Source organism: Streptomyces sp. NPDC056361 (genome assembly GCF_042262805.1).
Lineage (GTDB): Bacteria > Actinomycetota > Actinomycetes > Streptomycetales > Streptomycetaceae > Streptomyces.
In genome coordinates this window covers 1-16,888 of the sequence record NZ_JBHJQI010000173.1, presented here as the reverse complement: position 1 = coordinate 16,888, position 16,888 = coordinate 1, and the positions used below count along the sequence as shown (strand labels likewise).

Here is a 16,888-nt window from a genome sequence, read left to right as displayed (position 1 = left end):
CCGGCTTCCGCTGGCGCAAGCTGCTGGACTGTTTGGTCCCCGGGTCGTTCGCGTCCGGCCCCGCACCCTCCGGTGCGGGGCCGAACGCGTTCCGCGCGGAGGGGCGTGTTCGCTGACGCAAGCGGAACGGAGCCTCATGTGACGCTTTGTCGACAAGGGAACTGGCGCCGCGGGGCCCGTAGTTCAGGGTTTACGTCACAGTTGCATCATCACATGCCGGGCAGTTGATGATCTTTCGGGCATTGCGCACGCAACGGCCTTGACGCTTCATCGGAAAATCGGAAGGGTGACGTACTGGCATGCGCTTTCCTGGGACGCGTGTGAACGGGGGCCGGTCCAGTCGCTTGAGATGCCGCTCCCGCTGCGCGGGCCCGATGCGCTGCCCCATGACGAGATGAGCTACTGGGGGTAGCAGCCAGATGACCAAGCAGATGCGAATCCGGATGGCGCGCGTCGCCGCCGGTGCGGTGATCGCCGCCGGTGCGTCGCTCACCGCAGCGGGCGCCGCGCAGGCCGTGGGCGCCTTCGGTGCGAACGACGTGACCCCGCCGACGCCGACCTGCGCTCCCGTCGGCGTGTGCGAGACGGACGACCCGCCGGTGACCACGCCGCCGCCGACCACGCCGGAGACCACTCCGCCCACGACGCCGGAGACCACTCCGCCCACCACGCCGGAGACCACTCCGCCCACCACGCCGCCGGCCACCACCCCGCCGGCCACCACGCCCCCGGCCACCACCCCGCCGGTCACCACCCCGCCGACCACCCACCCCGGTGGCGGCGAGACCACCGACCCGGGCCCGGGCGAGACCACCGCGCCCACCACGCCGGGCGACGGCGACCCCACCGACGGCGGTGACCCCGGCACCTGCACCGTCGACCTCGACGGCGCCGAGTGCGTGGACACCGGCAACAACACCGACACCAACAACGCCGGCTCGCAGCCCGTGCAGCAGGGCCAGGCGAAGGAGGAGCTCGCCGAGACCGGCGCGGCCGAGACCTCGTTCCTGGTCATCGGCGCCGCGACCATGATCGCCGGCGGCATCGGCTTCCGCATGCTGCCGCGTCTCGTCGGTGGCGGCCGTACCGCTGCCTGACGTACCCGCGTGAGGGCATGACGAAGGGCCGGGGAGACCACTCCCCGGCCCTTCGCGTCGTTCCGGCTCGTATGGGCTCCGCGCGCCCTCCGGTCAGACCGTCCGGACGGCGGCGAGCAGCGCGATGGCCGCCAGCAGCGCGATCGCCAGCGTCAGCAGCATCGCGGGCGACGGACCCTGGGGGGTCAGGCGCTCCCGGCTCGCGCGGCAGACGGGACAGCGGCCCTCGGCGACCGGGGCCGCGCAGTTGGCGCACACCAGTCGGTCGTAGGTCATGCGCTCTCCTCCTCCCGCACTGGGGTACACAACAGGACAACGTCCGGTGGGGCCCGGACGTTCCCCCTACCACTGTGCCAGCTCCGCGGCGTTTCGGCGCGCCCCACCGGATCGTCCCCGTTCGACCGGAAGGGCGAAAAGGATAAAGCGCGCAAGCCAGGACCGCGACTGCGCGGGCCTTCCCCGTTCGCGTAAGGTCACGCACACCTACTCCCGGCCGACCGTGGTGCATCCGTGATCCGATTCGACAACGTCTCCAAGTCCTATCCGAAGCAGAGCCGCCCCGCGCTCCGGGATGTCTCCCTGGAGATCGAGAAGGGGGAGTTCGTCTTCCTCGTCGGTTCCTCCGGCTCCGGAAAGTCGACTTTCCTGCGACTCCTCCTGCGTGAGGAGCGCGCCAGCCAGGGCCAGGTGCACGTCCTCGGCAAGGACCTCGCACGGCTCTCCAACTGGAAGGTGCCGCAGATGCGGCGCCAGCTCGGCACCGTCTTCCAGGACTTCCGCCTGCTGCCCAACAAGACCGTCGCCGAGAACGTGGCCTTCGCCCAGGAGGTCATCGGCAAGCCGCGCGGCGAGATCCGCAAGGCCGTGCCGCAGGTGCTCGACCTCGTCGGGCTCGGCGGCAAGGAGGACCGCATGCCGGGTGAACTCTCGGGTGGTGAGCAGCAGCGCGTCGCCATCGCACGCGCCTTCGTCAACCGCCCGATGCTGCTGATCGCCGACGAGCCCACCGGCAACCTCGACCCGCAGACCTCCGTCGGCATCATGAAGCTGCTCGACCGGATCAACAGGACAGGGACCACCGTCGTCATGGCGACCCACGACCAGAACATCGTCGACCAGATGCGCAAGCGCGTCATCGAGCTCGAAAAGGGCCGCCTCGTCCGCGACCAGGCGCGCGGCGTCTACGGATACCAGCACTGAGCCTGTAGCGAGTAGGAGAAAGCAGACCCATGCGCGCTCAGTTCGTGCTTTCCGAGATCGGCGTCGGTCTCCGGCGCAACCTCACGATGACCTTCGCGGTCATCGTCTCCGTGGCCCTCTCGCTCGCCCTCTTCGGCGGCGCGCTGCTCATGCGCGAGCAGGTCAGCACGATGAAGGACTACTGGTACGACAAGGTCAACGTCTCCATCTTCCTCTGCAACAAGACCGACGCGGCCACCGCGCCCAAGTGCTCCAAGGGCGCGGTCACCGGTCAGCAGAAGGAGCAGATCGAGGCCGACCTGAAGAAGATGGACATCGTGGAGAACGTCCACCACGAGTCGGCCGACGAGGCGTTCAAGCACTACAAGGAGCAGTACAGCGACACCGCCATCGCGTCCGTCATCACGCCGGACCAGATGCAGGAGTCGTTCCGGGTCAAGCTCAAGGACCCGGAGAAGTACAAGGTGGTCGCCACGGCCTTCGCCGGCCGCGACGGCGTCGAGTCAGTCCAGGACCAGCGGAACATCCTGCAGAACCTGTTCGACCTGATGAACGGCATGAACATCGCCGCCCTCGGCGTCATGGGCCTGATGCTGGTCATCGCGCTGATGCTGATCGTCAACACCGTCCGCGTCTCGGCCTTCAGCCGCCGCCGCGAGACCGGCATCATGCGGCTCGTCGGCGCGTCCAGCTTCTACATCCAGATGCCGTTCATCATGGAGGCCGCCTTCGCCGGACTCCTCGGCGGCGCCGTCGCCTGCGTCCTCCTGCTCGTCGGCCGGTACTTCCTCATCGACCACGGCATCGCGCTCGCCGACAAGATGCAGCTCGTCAACTTCATCGGCTGGGACGCCGTCCTCGCCAAGCTCCCCCTCGTCATCGCCATCGGCCTCCTCATGCCGGCCGTGGCCGCCTTCATCGCACTGCGCAAGTACCTGAAGGTGTGAGAAGACACCACTGACGGCGGATGGCGCCGCACGGCCAAAGCCCGTGCGGCGCCATCGTCTTGTCCTAGAGTGGGCGACATGCCGACCGGCACCGATCGCCTCTGTATCCGGCCCCGCGGAGTGCTCCGTGGGGCCGTCTTGACGTTGGTGTTCGCGGGGGTGCTCGCGACCGCCGCGGCTACCGGCTCGCTGCCGCGGCAGGAGTCCGAGGCGGGGACGGCGGGTGCGTCCCGGGGCGAACTCCGCGACCTCGCGGCGGGTGACCGGCGGACCGTCGACAGCGCGGCGCTCAGCCGGGCCGCCGCAGCGGCGATGGCGGACGGGAAGTCGGGGAAGAAGGCGGCGGAGGAGTTCGTCAGCCGGAGCGGTGACCGCTGGGGGGCGGTGTACGACAAGAGGGAGTACGCCGAGTTCGAGCGGGGGCTGGACGGGGCGTACACGGGGGTCGGGCTTTCCGCGGGCCGGGCGGGGGCGACCGGGGTGCGGGTGACCCGGGTGCAGGACGGTGGTCCGGCGGGACGGGCCGGGGTGCGGGTCGGGGACCGGCTGGTCGCCGTGGACGGGCGGGCCGTGGACGGGCTGTCGGTCTCCGAGGTGGTGTCGCTGCTCCGCGGGGACGGGGTGCCGGGGTCGACCGTGGTGCTGCGGGTGGAGCGGGGGCGTGCCGAGTGGACGCTGACGCTGCGCAGGGCTCGGCTCGTGACCGACCCGGTCACCGTCCGCCGTCTCGACGACGGGACCCTGCTGATCCGGGTCGCGGCCTTCACGAAGGGGGCGGGTGCGCGGGTGCGTGACGCGGTGCGGGCCGCTCCGGCGGGGGCCGGGGTCCTCTTGGACCTGCGGGGCAACGCGGGCGGGCTGGTCGCCGAGGCGGCCGTCGCGGCCTCGGCCTTCCTCGACGGCGGGCTGGTCGCCACGTACGACGTGCGGGGCGAGCAGCGGGCCGTGTACGCGGAGGGCGGCGGTGACACGGGCCGGCCGCTGGTCGCGTTGATCGACGGCGGCACGATGAGCGCGGCCGAGCTCCTGACGGGCGCGCTCCAGGACCGGGGGCGGGCGGTGACGGTCGGCTCGCGCACGTTCGGCAAGGGTTCGGTCCAGATGCCGAGCGCCCTGCCGGACGGCTCGGTCGCCGAGCTGACCGTCGGCCACTACCGCACGCCGGCCGGTCACGCCGTGGACGGCAACGGCATCACGCCGGACCTGGCGGCGGGGGAGCGGGCGGAGGAACGGGCCCGCACGGTATTGAGTGGCCTCGGAGGGGGCTCGTAGTGCGAAAATGACCGCACTATGGCAAAGGGACTCGTGAACGTGCAGGGCAAGCCTGCGAAGAAGACGACGGACAAGGCGCCCGAGCGCAAGCTGATCGCGCAGAACAAGAAGGCGCGCCACGACTACCACATCATCGACACCTACGAGTGCGGCGTCGTGCTCATGGGCACGGAGGTGAAGTCGCTGCGGATGGGCCGTGCCTCGCTGGTCGACGGCTTCGTCCAGATCGACGACCACGAGGCGTGGCTGCACAACATCCACGTCCCGGAGTACATGCAGGGCAGCTGGACCAACCACTCGGCGAAGCGGAAGCGCAAGCTGCTGCTGCACCGCGCCGAGATCGACAAGCTGGAGTCGAAGGCGCAGGAGACCGGTCACACGATCGTGCCCCTCGCGCTGTACTTCCTGGGCGGCCGGGTGAAGTGCGAGATCGCGCTCGCCAAGGGCAAGAAGGAGTACGACAAGCGCCAGACCCTGCGGGAGAAGCAGGACACGCGCGAGACGAACCGCGCCATCGCGGCGGCGAAGCGGAAGCAGCGGGCGGCCCAGGCCTCCTAGCGCCGGTAATACGCTGGCGGCGGCACCCGTCGGTCACGTACGATGGGCCTTGCACCCCACAGAGGGTGCGACCTTTGAAAAAACAACATGGGGATGATCGGTTTCGACAGCGGATGTCGAAGCAGTGGGAAGCGTGTCGAGGAAGCGGCAATGATCTCGTAAACCATATGTCGCAACCAATAATCGCCAACTCCAAGAGCGATAACTCCCGCTTCGCCCTCGCTGCCTAATTTTAGGTAACGAACAGAAGCCTCTGTGAGGAGCGTCAGCCCGGGGGTGGTCCCGACCCGGATCCTGGCGTCATTTAGGGATCTAAACCTCCTGCCCCGGTCACGGGGGTGGGGGGGAAATCAAACAGTGGCTGAGCCCGTTCCGGACTTGTCTGGGTGATCCGGAGGGCTGAGAAACTCGTACCAGACTGCACACGGAGAAGCCCTGATTCCGCACCGTTGGACGCGGGTTCGATTCCCGCCATCTCCACTCATCCCATGTGGGCAGAGGCCCGGCAGTCGTCACGACTGCCGGGCCTTTGTCATGCCCGGCCGTCCGGACCGGGCGGGAACCGCCTCCGGTCTGCTCGGCGGTCGGGGCCGGTCGCCGCGCAGAGCGCGAGGGCGAGGGCGAGGAGGGCCGCGGCCGGGGGGAGGAGGAAGCCGAAGGCGGGGAAGGGGGAGTGGTCGGCCGCCCAGCCCCCGGCGGCGGAGCCCGCGGAGACCCCGGCGAGGAGCGCGGTGACGGCGAGGGTCATGCCTTCGTTGAGCTGGGACTCCGGGGTGAGGCGTTGGACGAGGCCCGTGCCGGTGACCATGGTCGGGGCGGTGGCCATGCCCGCGACGAGGAGGGCGGCGGCCAGGGCGGGGAGGGAGCCGGTCGTGGCGGCGAGCAGCGGCACGGTCATGAGCGCGGTCATCGCCGCCAGGCAGGCGGGCAGCCGGGCGGTGCGCCGGACGCGGCCGTAGAGGAGGCCCGCCGCGCAGGAGCCGGCGGCCTGGAGGGCCAGGACGGGACCGGCGAGGGGGCCGTCCACGTACGCGAGGGCCACCACCTCCATCGCGCCGAAGACCGCCCCGGTGGCGAGGAACACCGCGAGGAGGGGAGCCATGCCGGGGGCGCGCAGCGGCGAGCAGTGGGAGGTGCGCGGGGCGACCGGCGGTTCGGTGGCGCGCTGGGCGGTGAAGAGCAGGATCCCGGCGAGGCAGAGGACGGCGGCGACGAGGGTGCCCGCCTCCGGGAAGAGCGCCGAGCAGAGGAGCGCGGCGAGCACCGGGCCGAGCATGAAGCAGAGTTCGTCGGCGGCCTGCTCGAAGGAGTTGGCGGTGTGCAGGGACTCCGGGTCGCCCCGGAGCAGGTGGGCCCAGCGGGCCCGGGACATCCCGCCCGTGTTCGGCAGGGTGGCGGTGAGCGCCGTGACGGCGAACAGCGTCCAGACGGGCGCCCGCTCGTGGACGCAGAGGACCAGCAGCACGCGGCCGAGGACCGCGTGGACCGCGGCGGGGACCGCGACCCGGGCCTGGCCGTACCGGTCGATCAGCCGGGCGATCCAGGGGCCGGTCAGCGCTCCGGCGCCCAGGGCCGTGGCGGTGACCGCCCCGGCCAGGGCGTACGAGTCGTAGCGCGCCGCGACCATGATCACGGCGCTGATGCCGAACATGCCCATGGGCAGTCGGGCGGCCATGTTCCCCGCGGTGAAGGCACGGGCCCCGGGGATCGCGAACAGGCGGAGGTAGGGGTTGCGGGAGACGGGGGCCGGGTGGGTGCGGTTGCGGGGTGGTTCGGTCGGGTGGGTGCGGTAGCGGGGGGCGAGGGCCGGGCCCGCCGGGGTGAGGGTGAGGTCCGGTCGCGGCATGCACCAAGGGTCGCGGGGGGCGGCCGGAGCGGTCCAACACCTGATCAGTGGCCATTCACGCACCTGTGTTGTTGAATGCGGCGATGGCCCCCTCGTACGACATCGACCCCCGGCTGCTGCGCGCGTTCACCGCCGTCGCCGAGGAGCTGCACTTCACCCGCGCCGCCGCCCGGCTCTACGTCGCCCAGCAGGCGCTGAGCCGCGACATCCGGCGCCTGGAGCGCGAGTTGGGCGCCGAGCTGTTCGTACGGACCACCCGGCAGGTCGCGCTCACGCCCGAGGGCGAACGCCTCCTCCCGTACGCGCGGCGGGTGTCGGCCGCCCACGACGAACTCCGCGACGCCTTCCGGGCCGCGCACCGGCCCCTGCTCGTGGACCTCAACACCCCGGGCCTCGTCCAGGAGCGCATCCTGCGCCGGGCCCGCGAACTCGCACCCGAACAGGAGCTGATGGCCCGCTTCGAGAGCGGACTCACCGGAGCCGTCCGCGAGATCCTCGCCGGCCGCCTCGACACGTCCTTCGGCCGGTACGGAGGGCTCGACGCCGGGCTCAGGACGCGGCTCGACGCCCAGTTCGTCCGGTACGAGCCGATGGCCGTCCTGCTCCCCGACGACCACCCGCTCGCCCGCCTGCCCGAGGTGCCGCTCGCCGCCCTCGCCGGCGAACGGGTCTACGCGGGCGCGGGGAACGACCGCACCACCGAGTGGACCGACCTCGCCGCCCGGCTCTTCGCCGGGCGCGGCATCGAGGTCGCCCCGCCCGCGCCGCTCGCCGTCGGCCACGAGGAGTTCCGGCGCATCATGGCCAAGTACCGCCACCCGGTCCTCGTCGTCGTCGACTTCCCGCACATGCCGGGATGCGTCCTGCGGCCGCTCGTCGACCCCGTACCCCTGTCGCCCGTGAGCCTGGTGTGGCGCAAGGGACTGCGCCATCCCGGCCTCGACGCCCTGCGGACCGCCGCCGCCGAGATCGGTGCCGGGGAAGGCATGCAGACGCGCCCGCCCGCCTCCTGGCTGCCCGAGGACGAGCCGGGCCTGCCCGCGCCGAGCGGCGCGTGAGCGGGCGGCCCGGCGGGTCCAGTGCCGCTTGAGCGGGCCGGGAGCGGGCCGAGAGCGGGCCGGGAGCGGGAAGGGCCCAGAATGCGGGGGCGCTCACAGGGAGCCCGCGCTCCGGGTGAGAGCAAGGTTCCGCACCCGTCACCTCGCGGCACCGGCCTGAAACGCGGCCTCCCTAGCGTCGGAGACAGGAGGACCGGGGCTGTGGACGCCTCAGGACCCGACACCGCGGAGGTGCGACATGGGCGGCCGTTGGATCGAACGCTGGGAACCGGAGGACGAGACCTTCTGGCGCGAGAAGGGGGAGAAGATCGCACGGCGGAACCTGCTCTTCTCCGTCTTCTCCGAGCACATCGGCTTCTCCGTATGGAGCCTCTGGTCCGTGATGGTGCTCTTCATGGGACCGCAGTACGGCATCGACCCGGCGGGCAAGTTCTTCCTGATCGCGACCGCGACCCTCGTCGGCGCGCTGATCCGGATCCCGTACACCTTCGCCGTCGCCCGCTTCGGCGGCCGCAACTGGACGATCTTCAGCGCCCTGCTGCTCCTGCTGCCCATCGGCTTCGCGTTCGCGGTGATGGAGCCCGGCACCTCGTACACCACCTTCGTCCTGGTGGCCGCGCTCACCGGCGTCGGCGGCGGCAACTTCGCCTCCTCGATGACCAACATCAACGCCTTCTTCCCGCTGCGCAAGAAGGGCTGGGCGCTCGGCCTCAACGCCGGCGGCGGCAACATCGGCGTCCCCGTCGTCCAGCTCGTCGGGCTCCTCGTCATCGGCACCGCCGGAGCGATGCACCCCAGGATCGTGCTCGGCGTCTACCTGCCGCTCGTCGTCGTCGCCGCCGTCTGCTCCGCGCTCTTCATGGACAACCTCGCGCCCGTCAAGAACGACACCGGCGCCGTCAAGGAAGCCGTCACGGCCCGCCACACCTGGATCATGGCCTTCCTGTACATCGGCACCTTCGGCTCGTTCATCGGCTACAGCTTCGCCTTCGGCCTCGTGCTCCAGACCCAGTTCGGCCGCACCCCGCTCCAGGCCGCGTCCCTCACCTTCATCGGCCCGCTCCTCGGCTCCCTCATCCGGCCCGTCGGCGGCTCCCTCGCCGACCGGCACGGCGGCGCCCGCATCACCCTGTGGACCTTCGCCGCGATGGCCGCGGCGACCGGCGTGGTGATCTACGCCTCCGTCGTCGAATCCCTCACCGTCTTCCTCGTCGGCTTCATCGGACTCTTCGTCCTCAGCGGCCTCGGCAACGGCTCCACCTACAAGATGATCCCGGCGATCTTCCTCGCCCAGGGACACCGCAAGGGCCTCTCCGGCGAGACCGCCGAAGCCTACGGACGCCGGCTCTCCGGCGCCTCCATGGGCCTCATCGGCGCCGTCGGCGCACTCGGCGGCCTCGGCATCAACCTCGCCTTCCGCCAGTCCTTCCAGACCGCCGGCACCGGCACCGGAGCCTTCGTCGCCTTCCTCGCCTTCTACGCGGCCTGCATGGCCGTCACCTGGGCGGTATACCTTCGCAACCCCTCGCCCGTGCCCGAGACCGCCGAGGCCGTCACGGAACCGGAGCCCCGGCCCGGTTACGCCGAGGTGTGACCCCGGATGCCAGGCGCGGACCGTAACGACCAGGAAATACTGGCGAACCTCATCCGTCACGCGTCCCCGTCAGGCTCTGGAACCATGGACGAGCAAGAACACGGCCCCCTCGCCGGCTTCACCGTCGGCGTCACCGCGGCGCGGCGCGCGGACGAACTCATCGCGCTGCTGCGCCGGCGCGGCGCGGCCGTCGTCCACGGACCCGCACTGCGGATCGTGCCCCTCGCGGACGACACCGAACTCCTCGCCGCCACCAAGGAGATCATCGGCCACACCCCGGACGTCGTCGTCGCCACCACGGCGATCGGCTTCCGGGGCTGGGTCGAGGCCGCCGAAGGCTGGGGATGCGGCGAGGAACTCCTCACCGCCCTGCGCGACGTCGAACTCCTCGCCCGCGGCCCCAAGGTCAAGGGCGCCGTCCGGGCCGCCGGACTCACCGAGTCCTGGTCGCCCTCCTCGGAATCCATGGCCGAGGTCCTCGAACGGCTCCTCGCCGAAGGCGTCGCGGGCCGCCGCATCGCCCTCCAACTGCACGGAGAACCCCTCCCCGGCTTCGTCGAGGCCCTCACCGCCGGCGGCGCCGAAGTCGTCGGCGTCCCCGTCTACCGCTGGATGGCCCCCGAGGACACCGGGCCCCTCGACCGGCTCCTCGACGCGACCCTCGCCCGCAGCCTCGACGCGGTGACCTTCACCAGCGCCCCCGCCGCCGTCTCGCTGCTCGCCCGCGCCGCCGAGAAGGGCGTACGGGACGAACTCGTCGAGGCGCTCCGGCACGACGTGCTCGCCGTCTGCGTCGGCCCCGTGACCGCGCTCCCGCTCCAGGCCGAGGCCATCGACACCCACCAGCCCGAACGGTTCCGGCTCGGCCCCCTCGTCCAACTCCTCTGCCGCGAACTCCCCGGCCGCTCCCGCGTCCTGCCCGTCGCCGGGCACCGCGTCGAGGTCCGCGGCCACGCCGTCCTCGTCGACGGGGCGCTCCGGCCCGTCCCGCCCGCCGGCATGGCCCTCCTCGACCTCCTCGCCCGTCGGCCCGGCTGGGTCGTCTCCCGCGCCGACCTCCTCCGCGCCCTTCCCGGTGCCGGGCGCGACGAGCACGCCGTCGAGACCGCGATGGCGCGGCTCCGTACCGCGCTCGGTACGCCCAAGCTCATCCAGACCGTCGTGAAGCGCGGCTACCGGCTCGCCCTCGATGCCGCCGCCGAAGAAAAATACGACGGCTGACCCCACACCCACCCGCGCCCATCCCCGGGCCCGCCCCCACTGCGGGCCGTCGCCCCACCCCGTTGTGGGCCCTCACCCCGCTCGGACGACGCCCCGCCCGTTGTGGGCAATCGTCCGCCAGGGGCGGGACGGGTGGGCACAACGGACGGCGCCCTCTGCCGGGCCTAGGCTTCCGCGCCTGAACCCGCACCGGGTGCGCGTCGCGCTATGGGTGCGGGTAGGCGCAGGGGGCGGGGGCGCCGCCGAGGGCGCCGTCCCGTGTGCCCACCCGTCCCGCCCTGCGGGACGATTGCCCACACGGAGGTGGGCGACGGGCGGCGGCCGGCGCGCGGGCTCAGTCGACGGTGGGTGGCAGGGCCGCGGATGGCCGCGCGGGCTCACACGGGGGTGGGCGACGGCCGGCGGCGGGGCCGCAGCTGGCGCGCGGGCCCAAGCGGTGGTGGGTGGCGGGCGGTGGCGCGGGCCCGGCGGGGGAGGGTGTGGTGCGAGGGGGGTTAGCGTACGGGGATGGGTGTTGAGGGGATTGGGGTTCGGGCGGGTGGGGCGGGTGACGCCGAGGAGTTGGCGGCGGCGCTGGTGAGGAACCGGCGGTACATGAGGCCGAGGGAGCCGTACCGGGCGGAGGGGTATTACACGGCGGAGGCGCAGGCGGAGAGGCTGGCGGACGGGGGCGCGCGCTGGTTCGCCGTGGACGGGGAGCGGATCGTGGGGGCGGCGATCCTGTCGGGGATCGTGCGGGGGCCGTTCTGCAGCGCGTCGCTGGGGTACTGGGTGGACGAGGCGTACACAGGCCGCGGCGTGGCGTCGGCGCTCGTCGACGAGGTGTGCCGGGCGGCCCGCGAGGAGCTGGGGCTGCACCGGATCGAGGCGTGCACGATGCTGGACAACCACGCGTCGCAACGGGTCCTGGAGAAAGGCGGGTTCGTGCGGATCGGGACGGCGCCGCGGTATCTGCACATCGCCGGGGACTGGCGTGACCACCACCTCTTCCAGCGGGTGCTGCACGACGGCCCGCCGCCGGGCGTTCCGGGCGATCTTCCGGCGGACGGTGATCGCGCCTGACACGGCACCCCCCGGTGGCGTACGCTCGACGGCTGCCCAGTGCACGTGAGAAGGGGGCCTTAGTGGCCGCGCAGGAAGCCGTGGACACGGTCAGAGACCGTGAGATCGGTGTCGAGCAGGAACATCTGGATCAGGTCTACCGCCGCCTCGAGGAGAAGATCCACGAGGCGGAGTTCCTGATGAACGACGCCGCCCAGCGGGGTCAGGTCGGTACGCCCGGCGCCCTCGCCGAGCGCGACGCCCAGGTGTTCCGGGCCGGCATCCACCTCAACCGGCTCAACAACGAGTTCGAGGACTTCCTCTTCGGCCGGATCGACCTGCTGTACGGCAAGGACGGGAAGAAGGGCCCCGACGGCGCCTACACCTCCGTGGAGCCCGCCGAGGACGCCGTGCGCCCCGACAACACCGCGGACATCGGGGAGACCCTCCACATCGGGCGGATCGGCGTCCTCGACTCGGACTACGCCCCCCTGGTGATCGACTGGCGCGCGCCCGCCGCCGCGCCGTTCTACCGGTCGACCCCGGTCGACCCGGGCCGGGTCGTGCGCCGCCGGGTCATCCGTTCCAAGGGCCGCCAGGTGCTCGGTGTCGAGGACGACCTGATGCGTCCGGAGCTCCGGGCCACCCTCGACGGGAACGAGCTGCCCGTCATCGGCGACGGCGCCCTGATGGCCGCGCTCGGCCAGGCCCGCAGCCACACGATGCGCGACATCGTGTCCAGCATCCAGGCCGAGCAGGACCTGGTCATCCGCGCGCCCGCCGCCTCCGTCACGTACGTCGAGGGCGGGCCGGGCACCGGGAAGACGGCGGTCGCGCTGCACCGGGCCGCGTATCTGCTCTACCAGGACCGGCGGCGGTACGCGGGCGGCATCCTGATCGTCTCGCCGACCCCGCTCCTCGTCTCGTACACCGAGGGCGTCCTGCCCTCGCTCGGCGAGGAGGGCCAGGTCGCGATCCGCGCGGTCGGGTCGCTCGTCGACGGAGCCGAGGCCACCGCGTACGACGAGCCGGCCGTGGCCCGGATCAAGGGTTCGTCCCGCATGCTCCACGTGCTGCGCAAGGCGGCCCGCGGCGCCCTGGAGACCCCGGCTCCGAGGAACCAGCCCGAGCTGGGCGAGGACGAGGCGCAGGCGCCCGCGGGCACGCCCACGCGCCTGCGTGTCGTGGCCTTCGGCCGCCGCATCGAGCTGGAGGCCGAGGACCTGCGGCGGATCCGCCACAACGTCCTGGGCGGCACCGCCCCCGTCAACCTGCTGCGCCCGCGCGCCCGCCGCCTGCTCCTCGACGCGCTGTACGCGAGGTCGGGCGCCTCGGGCCGGCACAGCGACCCCGAGCTCGCGGCGGAGCTGCGCTCCTCCTTCGACGAGGACGTCTCCACCGAGGACTCGTTCCTCGCGTTCCTCGACGCCTGGTGGCCGGAGCTCACTCCGCGCCAGGTCCTCGACGCGATGGCCGACGAGCGGCGGCTCGGCCGCTGGGCCCGCCGGATCCTGAACCCCGGCGAGGTGCGGCGGCTCGCCCGCTCGCTGCGCCGCCGGGAGCTCTCGGTGCACGACGTGGCCCTCCTCGACGAGCTGTACACCCTCGTCGGCGCCCCGGCGCGGCCCCGCAGGAAGCGGGAGTACGACCCGCTGGACCAGCTGACGGGCCTGGAGGAGCTCATGCCCGTGCGCGAGGAGACGCAGCGCGAGCGGGCCGAGCGGCTGGCGGCGGAGCGCACCGAGTACGCGCACGTGATCGTCGACGAGGCGCAGGACCTGACGCCGATGCAGTGGCGGATGGTCGGGCGGCGCGGCCGGCACGCCACCTGGACGGTCGTGGGCGACCCGGCGCAGTCCTCCTGGTCGGATCCGGACGAGGCCGCGGAGGCCCGGGACGAGGCCCTCGGCACCCGGCCGCGGCGCCGTTTCGAGCTGACGGTGAACTACCGGAACCCGGCCGAGATCGCCGAGCTCGCCGCCAAGGTCCTCGCGCTGGCCATGCCGGGCAAGGAGTCGCCGCGCGCGGTCCGCTCGACGGGCGTCGAGCCCCGCTTCGTCGCGGTCCCGGAGAAGGCGGATCTGGCCGAAACCGTTCGGTCCGAGGCGCGACTGCTCCTGGAGCGGGTGGAGGGCACGGTCGGCGTCGTCGTCGCCATGAACCGGCGCAAGGAGGCGGCCGGCTGGCTCGCCGAGCTGGGCGACCGGGTGGTGGCGCTCGGTTCCCTGGAGGCGAAGGGGCTGGAGTACGACGCCACGGTGGTCGTCTCGCCCGCGGAGATCGCGGACGAGTCCCCGGCCGGCCTGCGGGTGCTCTACGTGGCCCTGACCCGGTCCACGCAGGCCCTGACGGTGCTCTCGGGCGACCGTGACATGCCGGACGGCGCGGGGGTCCCCGACCTGCTGCGGGACTGATCGGCGCGGCCCCGCGGCCGGTCAAGACCGCGGGGCCGATTTCAGGTCAACCTGTGGCGCTGGAATCACCGACCAGGGTGGTTTGTTAGCCTTGTCGTGGCACCGGCTCGATCCAAGCCCCCGGGCCCAACCTTCGTCCCTCAGAGGGACCACTTGCCGCGAGGCGAGCATGGCGGGTCGGTGCCACTTAGACGTACGTACGAAGTTGAGGCCCCCGTCACCACTGGTGACGGGGGCCTCTTCTGTTTCCCCGGGACTTCTCGTATGGTGGAAACTACTTTCCGAAAACAAAATGACCGCATTAACTGCTACTGGCAGGTAGGTGCGACCATCGGAGGGCGCCGCCAGGCAACCAGCCGGGGCGGCGTAGCAACGAAGCTCAGGGAAAGCAGAGGAACTCGGCCATGGCAACGGCGCCCAGCGTCTCGTACTCGATGACGGTCCGGCTGGAGGTTCCCGCGAGCGGAACCGCGGTCTCCCAGCTCACCACGGCGGTGGAGTCCCACGGCGGATCCGTCACCGGCCTCGACGTGACCGCCTCCGGCCACGAGAAGCTCCGCATCGACGTCACCATCGCCGCGACCTCCACCGCGCACGCCGACGAGATCGTCGAGCAGCTGCGCACGATCGAGGGCGTCGTCCTCGGCAAGGTCTCCGACCGTACGTTCCTGATGCACCTCGGCGGCAAGATCGAGATGGCGTCGAAGCACCCCATCCGCAACCGTGACGACCTGTCCATGATCTACACCCCGGGCGTCGCCCGCGTGTGCATGGCCATCGCCGAGAACCCCGAGGACGCCCGCCGCCTCACCATCAAGCGCAACTCCGTCGCGGTCGTCACCGACGGCTCCGCCGTCCTCGGCCTCGGCAACATCGGCCCGATGGCCTCGCTGCCCGTCATGGAGGGCAAGGCCGCCCTGTTCAAGCGCTTCGCCGGCATCGACGCCTGGCCGATCTGCCTGGACACCCAGGACACCGACGAGATCGTCGCGATCGTCAAGGCGATCGCCCCCGGCTTCGCGGGCATCAACCTGGAGGACATCTCGGCGCCGCGCTGCTTCGAGATCGAGGCCCGGCTGCGCGAGGCCCTCGACATCCCCGTCTTCCACGACGACCAGCACGGCACCGCCATCGTCGTCCTCGCCGCCCTCACCAACGCGCTGCGCGTGGTCGGCAAGGGCATCGGCGACGTACGGGTCGTCATGTCCGGTGCCGGCGCGGCCGGTACGGCCATCCTGAAGCTGCTGATCGCGGCGGGCGTCAAGCACGCCGTCGTCGCCGACATCCACGGCGTCGTGCACGCGGACCGCACCGACCTGGTGGACGCCCCGGCGGACTCGCCGCTGCGCTGGATCGCCGACAACACCAACCCCGAGGGCGTCACCGGCACCCTCAAGCAGGCCGTCGTCGGCGCGGACGTCTTCATCGGCGTCTCGGCCCCGAACCTGCTCGGCGCGGAGGACGTCGCCGCCATGGCGGAGGGCGCCATCGTGTTCGCGCTCGCGAACCCCGACCCGGAGGTCGACCCGGCCGCCGCGCGCCAGACGGCCGCCGTCGTCGCCACCGGCCGCTCGGACTTCCCGAACCAGATCAACAACGTGCTGGTCTTCCCCGGTGTCTTCCGCGGCCTGCTCGACGCCCAGTCCCGCACCGTCAACACGGAGATGATGCTGGCGGCCGCCTCGGCCCTCGCCGACGTCGTCACCGAGGACGAGCTGAACCCGAACTACATCATCCCGTCCGTCTTCAACGACAAGGTCGCGGGCGCGGTCGCCGGCGCGGTGCGCACCGCGGCGAAGGCGGCGACCTCCGGCGGTGCGCCGAGCGGGCGCTGACGGCGCGTCGCGATTCGCGGAGCCGTAAACCCGCCTTTAGGGTTGCTTTTCGGCTCCGCGTGTCTTTCGCGGAGTCGGCGGGAGTCGACAGAACGTCACCGCGGCGGGGCTCTGGCGCTTTTCGTGTGACCCCAGGGGGTGCCGGATTGGCGTTCCCGCCGCTGGTGGGGGCAGGATGCGTGTTTGGGCGCGAGGGTCTGTCATTAGACCCGGGTCCGGGGACTGTCCGAAGGCCCTGGCAGCATCGGCTTCGCTGTACCCAATCGCGCGGCTTCCGCCGCGTGGCACGCCTCACAGGCAAGAAGAACACGGGAGTAACAACATGAACCGCAGTGAGCTGGTGGCCGCCCTGGCCGACCGCGCCGAGGTGACCCGCAAGGACGCCGACGCCGTGCTGGCCGCTCTCGCCGAGACCGTCGGTGAGGTCGTCGCCAAGGGTGACGAGAAGGTCACCATCCCCGGCTTCCTGACCTTCGAGCGCACCCACCGTGCCGCTCGCACCGCTCGTAACCCGCAGACCGGCGACCCGATCAACATCCCGGCCGGCTACAGCGTGAAGGTCTCCGCGGGCTCGAAGCTCAAGGAAGCCGCCAAGGGCAAGTAAGGCGGCCTAGAGGCGCAGAAAGGGCGGCCACCCTGTCAGGGGGTGGCCGCCCTTTCGTTCGCGCGTGTACGGGCCCGTGAGGGGCCGTGACGCCTTACAGCGGGGGGGGCCGCCCGGGGGGGCGGCCCGCGGGGGGGGGGGCCCCGGGGGGGGAGGGCCCGTGTGGTTTAGAAAAAAGACGCGGGCGCCGGCGGGAATTTG

Annotated in this window: 14 protein-coding genes and 1 other RNA gene; 13 read left to right on the top strand and 2 right to left on the bottom strand. The window is 71.9% G+C overall.

Features of this window, described 5'->3' with window-relative positions; genetic code table 11:
• Positions 1–419 precede the first annotated feature (419 nt).
• A complete protein-coding gene (locus tag ACFCY7_RS35600) occupies positions 420–1,097 on the top strand; it encodes an LPXTG cell wall anchor domain-containing protein (RefSeq protein WP_376490216.1) in 678 nt (225 codons plus the stop codon).
• A 93-nt stretch (positions 1,098–1,190) separates the two neighbouring features.
• On the opposite strand, the gene ACFCY7_RS35595 is transcribed toward ACFCY7_RS35600, so the two are convergent.
• Positions 1,191–1,373 carry a hypothetical protein gene (locus tag ACFCY7_RS35595; protein ID WP_376490215.1) on the bottom strand — a complete coding sequence of 61 codons (183 nt, stop codon included), beginning with the start codon at positions 1,371–1,373 and terminating at the stop codon, positions 1,191–1,193.
• Positions 1,374–1,607: 234 nt separating this feature from the next.
• On the opposite strand from ACFCY7_RS35595, the gene ftsE reads away from it, so the two are divergent.
• The 5 genes from ftsE (at position 1,608) to ssrA (ending at position 5,557) form a co-directional block, all read left to right on the top strand.
• Entirely contained in the window at positions 1,608–2,297 is a 690-nt protein-coding gene (gene ftsE / locus ACFCY7_RS35590; RefSeq protein ID WP_030692056.1) for a cell division ATP-binding protein FtsE, read from the top strand.
• 29 nt (positions 2,298–2,326) lie between these two features.
• Positions 2,327–3,244, top strand: a complete 918-nt coding sequence (ftsX, locus tag ACFCY7_RS35585; RefSeq protein WP_376490214.1) for a permease-like cell division protein FtsX — start codon at positions 2,327–2,329, stop codon at positions 3,242–3,244.
• A 78-nt stretch (positions 3,245–3,322) separates the two neighbouring features.
• The gene (locus ACFCY7_RS35580; protein ID WP_376490213.1) at positions 3,323–4,516 is read left to right on the top strand and encodes a S41 family peptidase; all 1,194 of its coding nucleotides are present in this window, start codon (positions 3,323–3,325) and stop codon (positions 4,514–4,516) included.
• 18 nt (positions 4,517–4,534) lie between these two features.
• Complete coding sequence (gene smpB / locus ACFCY7_RS35575; RefSeq protein ID WP_367824892.1) at positions 4,535–5,074, top strand: SsrA-binding protein SmpB; 540 nt, start codon at positions 4,535–4,537, stop codon at positions 5,072–5,074.
• 89 nt (positions 5,075–5,163) lie between these two features.
• Positions 5,164–5,557, top strand: a transfer-messenger RNA (tmRNA) gene (gene ssrA, locus ACFCY7_RS35570).
• Positions 5,558–5,606: 49 nt separating this feature from the next.
• On the opposite strand, the gene ACFCY7_RS35565 is transcribed toward ssrA, so the two are convergent.
• Positions 5,607–6,920, bottom strand: coding sequence for an MFS transporter (locus ACFCY7_RS35565; RefSeq protein ID WP_376490212.1), 1,314 nt, complete (start codon positions 6,918–6,920; stop codon positions 5,607–5,609).
• Between the two features lie 83 nt (positions 6,921–7,003).
• Between ACFCY7_RS35565 and ACFCY7_RS35560 the strand changes: the two genes are divergently transcribed.
• The 7 genes from ACFCY7_RS35560 (at position 7,004) to ACFCY7_RS35530 (ending at position 16,687) form a co-directional block, all read left to right on the top strand.
• Positions 7,004–7,978 carry a LysR family transcriptional regulator gene (locus ACFCY7_RS35560; protein WP_376490211.1) on the top strand — a complete coding sequence of 325 codons (975 nt, stop codon included), beginning with the start codon at positions 7,004–7,006 and terminating at the stop codon, positions 7,976–7,978.
• Between the two features lie 238 nt (positions 7,979–8,216).
• The gene (locus tag ACFCY7_RS35555; protein ID WP_376490210.1) at positions 8,217–9,572 is read left to right on the top strand and encodes a nitrate/nitrite transporter; all 1,356 of its coding nucleotides are present in this window, start codon (positions 8,217–8,219) and stop codon (positions 9,570–9,572) included.
• A gap of 84 nt (positions 9,573–9,656) precedes the next feature.
• Positions 9,657–10,793: a uroporphyrinogen-III synthase gene (locus tag ACFCY7_RS35550; RefSeq protein WP_376490209.1), complete on the top strand. Its 1,137-nt coding sequence runs from the start codon at positions 9,657–9,659 to the stop codon at positions 10,791–10,793.
• A gap of 507 nt (positions 10,794–11,300) precedes the next feature.
• Entirely contained in the window at positions 11,301–11,855 is a 555-nt protein-coding gene (locus ACFCY7_RS35545; RefSeq protein ID WP_376490208.1) for a GNAT family N-acetyltransferase, read from the top strand.
• A gap of 62 nt (positions 11,856–11,917) precedes the next feature.
• Positions 11,918–14,248, top strand: coding sequence for a HelD family protein (locus ACFCY7_RS35540; RefSeq protein ID WP_376490207.1), 2,331 nt, complete (start codon positions 11,918–11,920; stop codon positions 14,246–14,248).
• A 404-nt stretch (positions 14,249–14,652) separates the two neighbouring features.
• The gene (locus tag ACFCY7_RS35535) at positions 14,653–16,083 is read left to right on the top strand and encodes an NAD-dependent malic enzyme (protein WP_376490206.1); all 1,431 of its coding nucleotides are present in this window, start codon (positions 14,653–14,655) and stop codon (positions 16,081–16,083) included.
• A 322-nt stretch (positions 16,084–16,405) separates the two neighbouring features.
• Positions 16,406–16,687, top strand: a complete 282-nt coding sequence (locus ACFCY7_RS35530; protein WP_017237029.1) for an HU family DNA-binding protein — start codon at positions 16,406–16,408, stop codon at positions 16,685–16,687.
• Positions 16,688–16,888 lie beyond the last annotated feature (201 nt).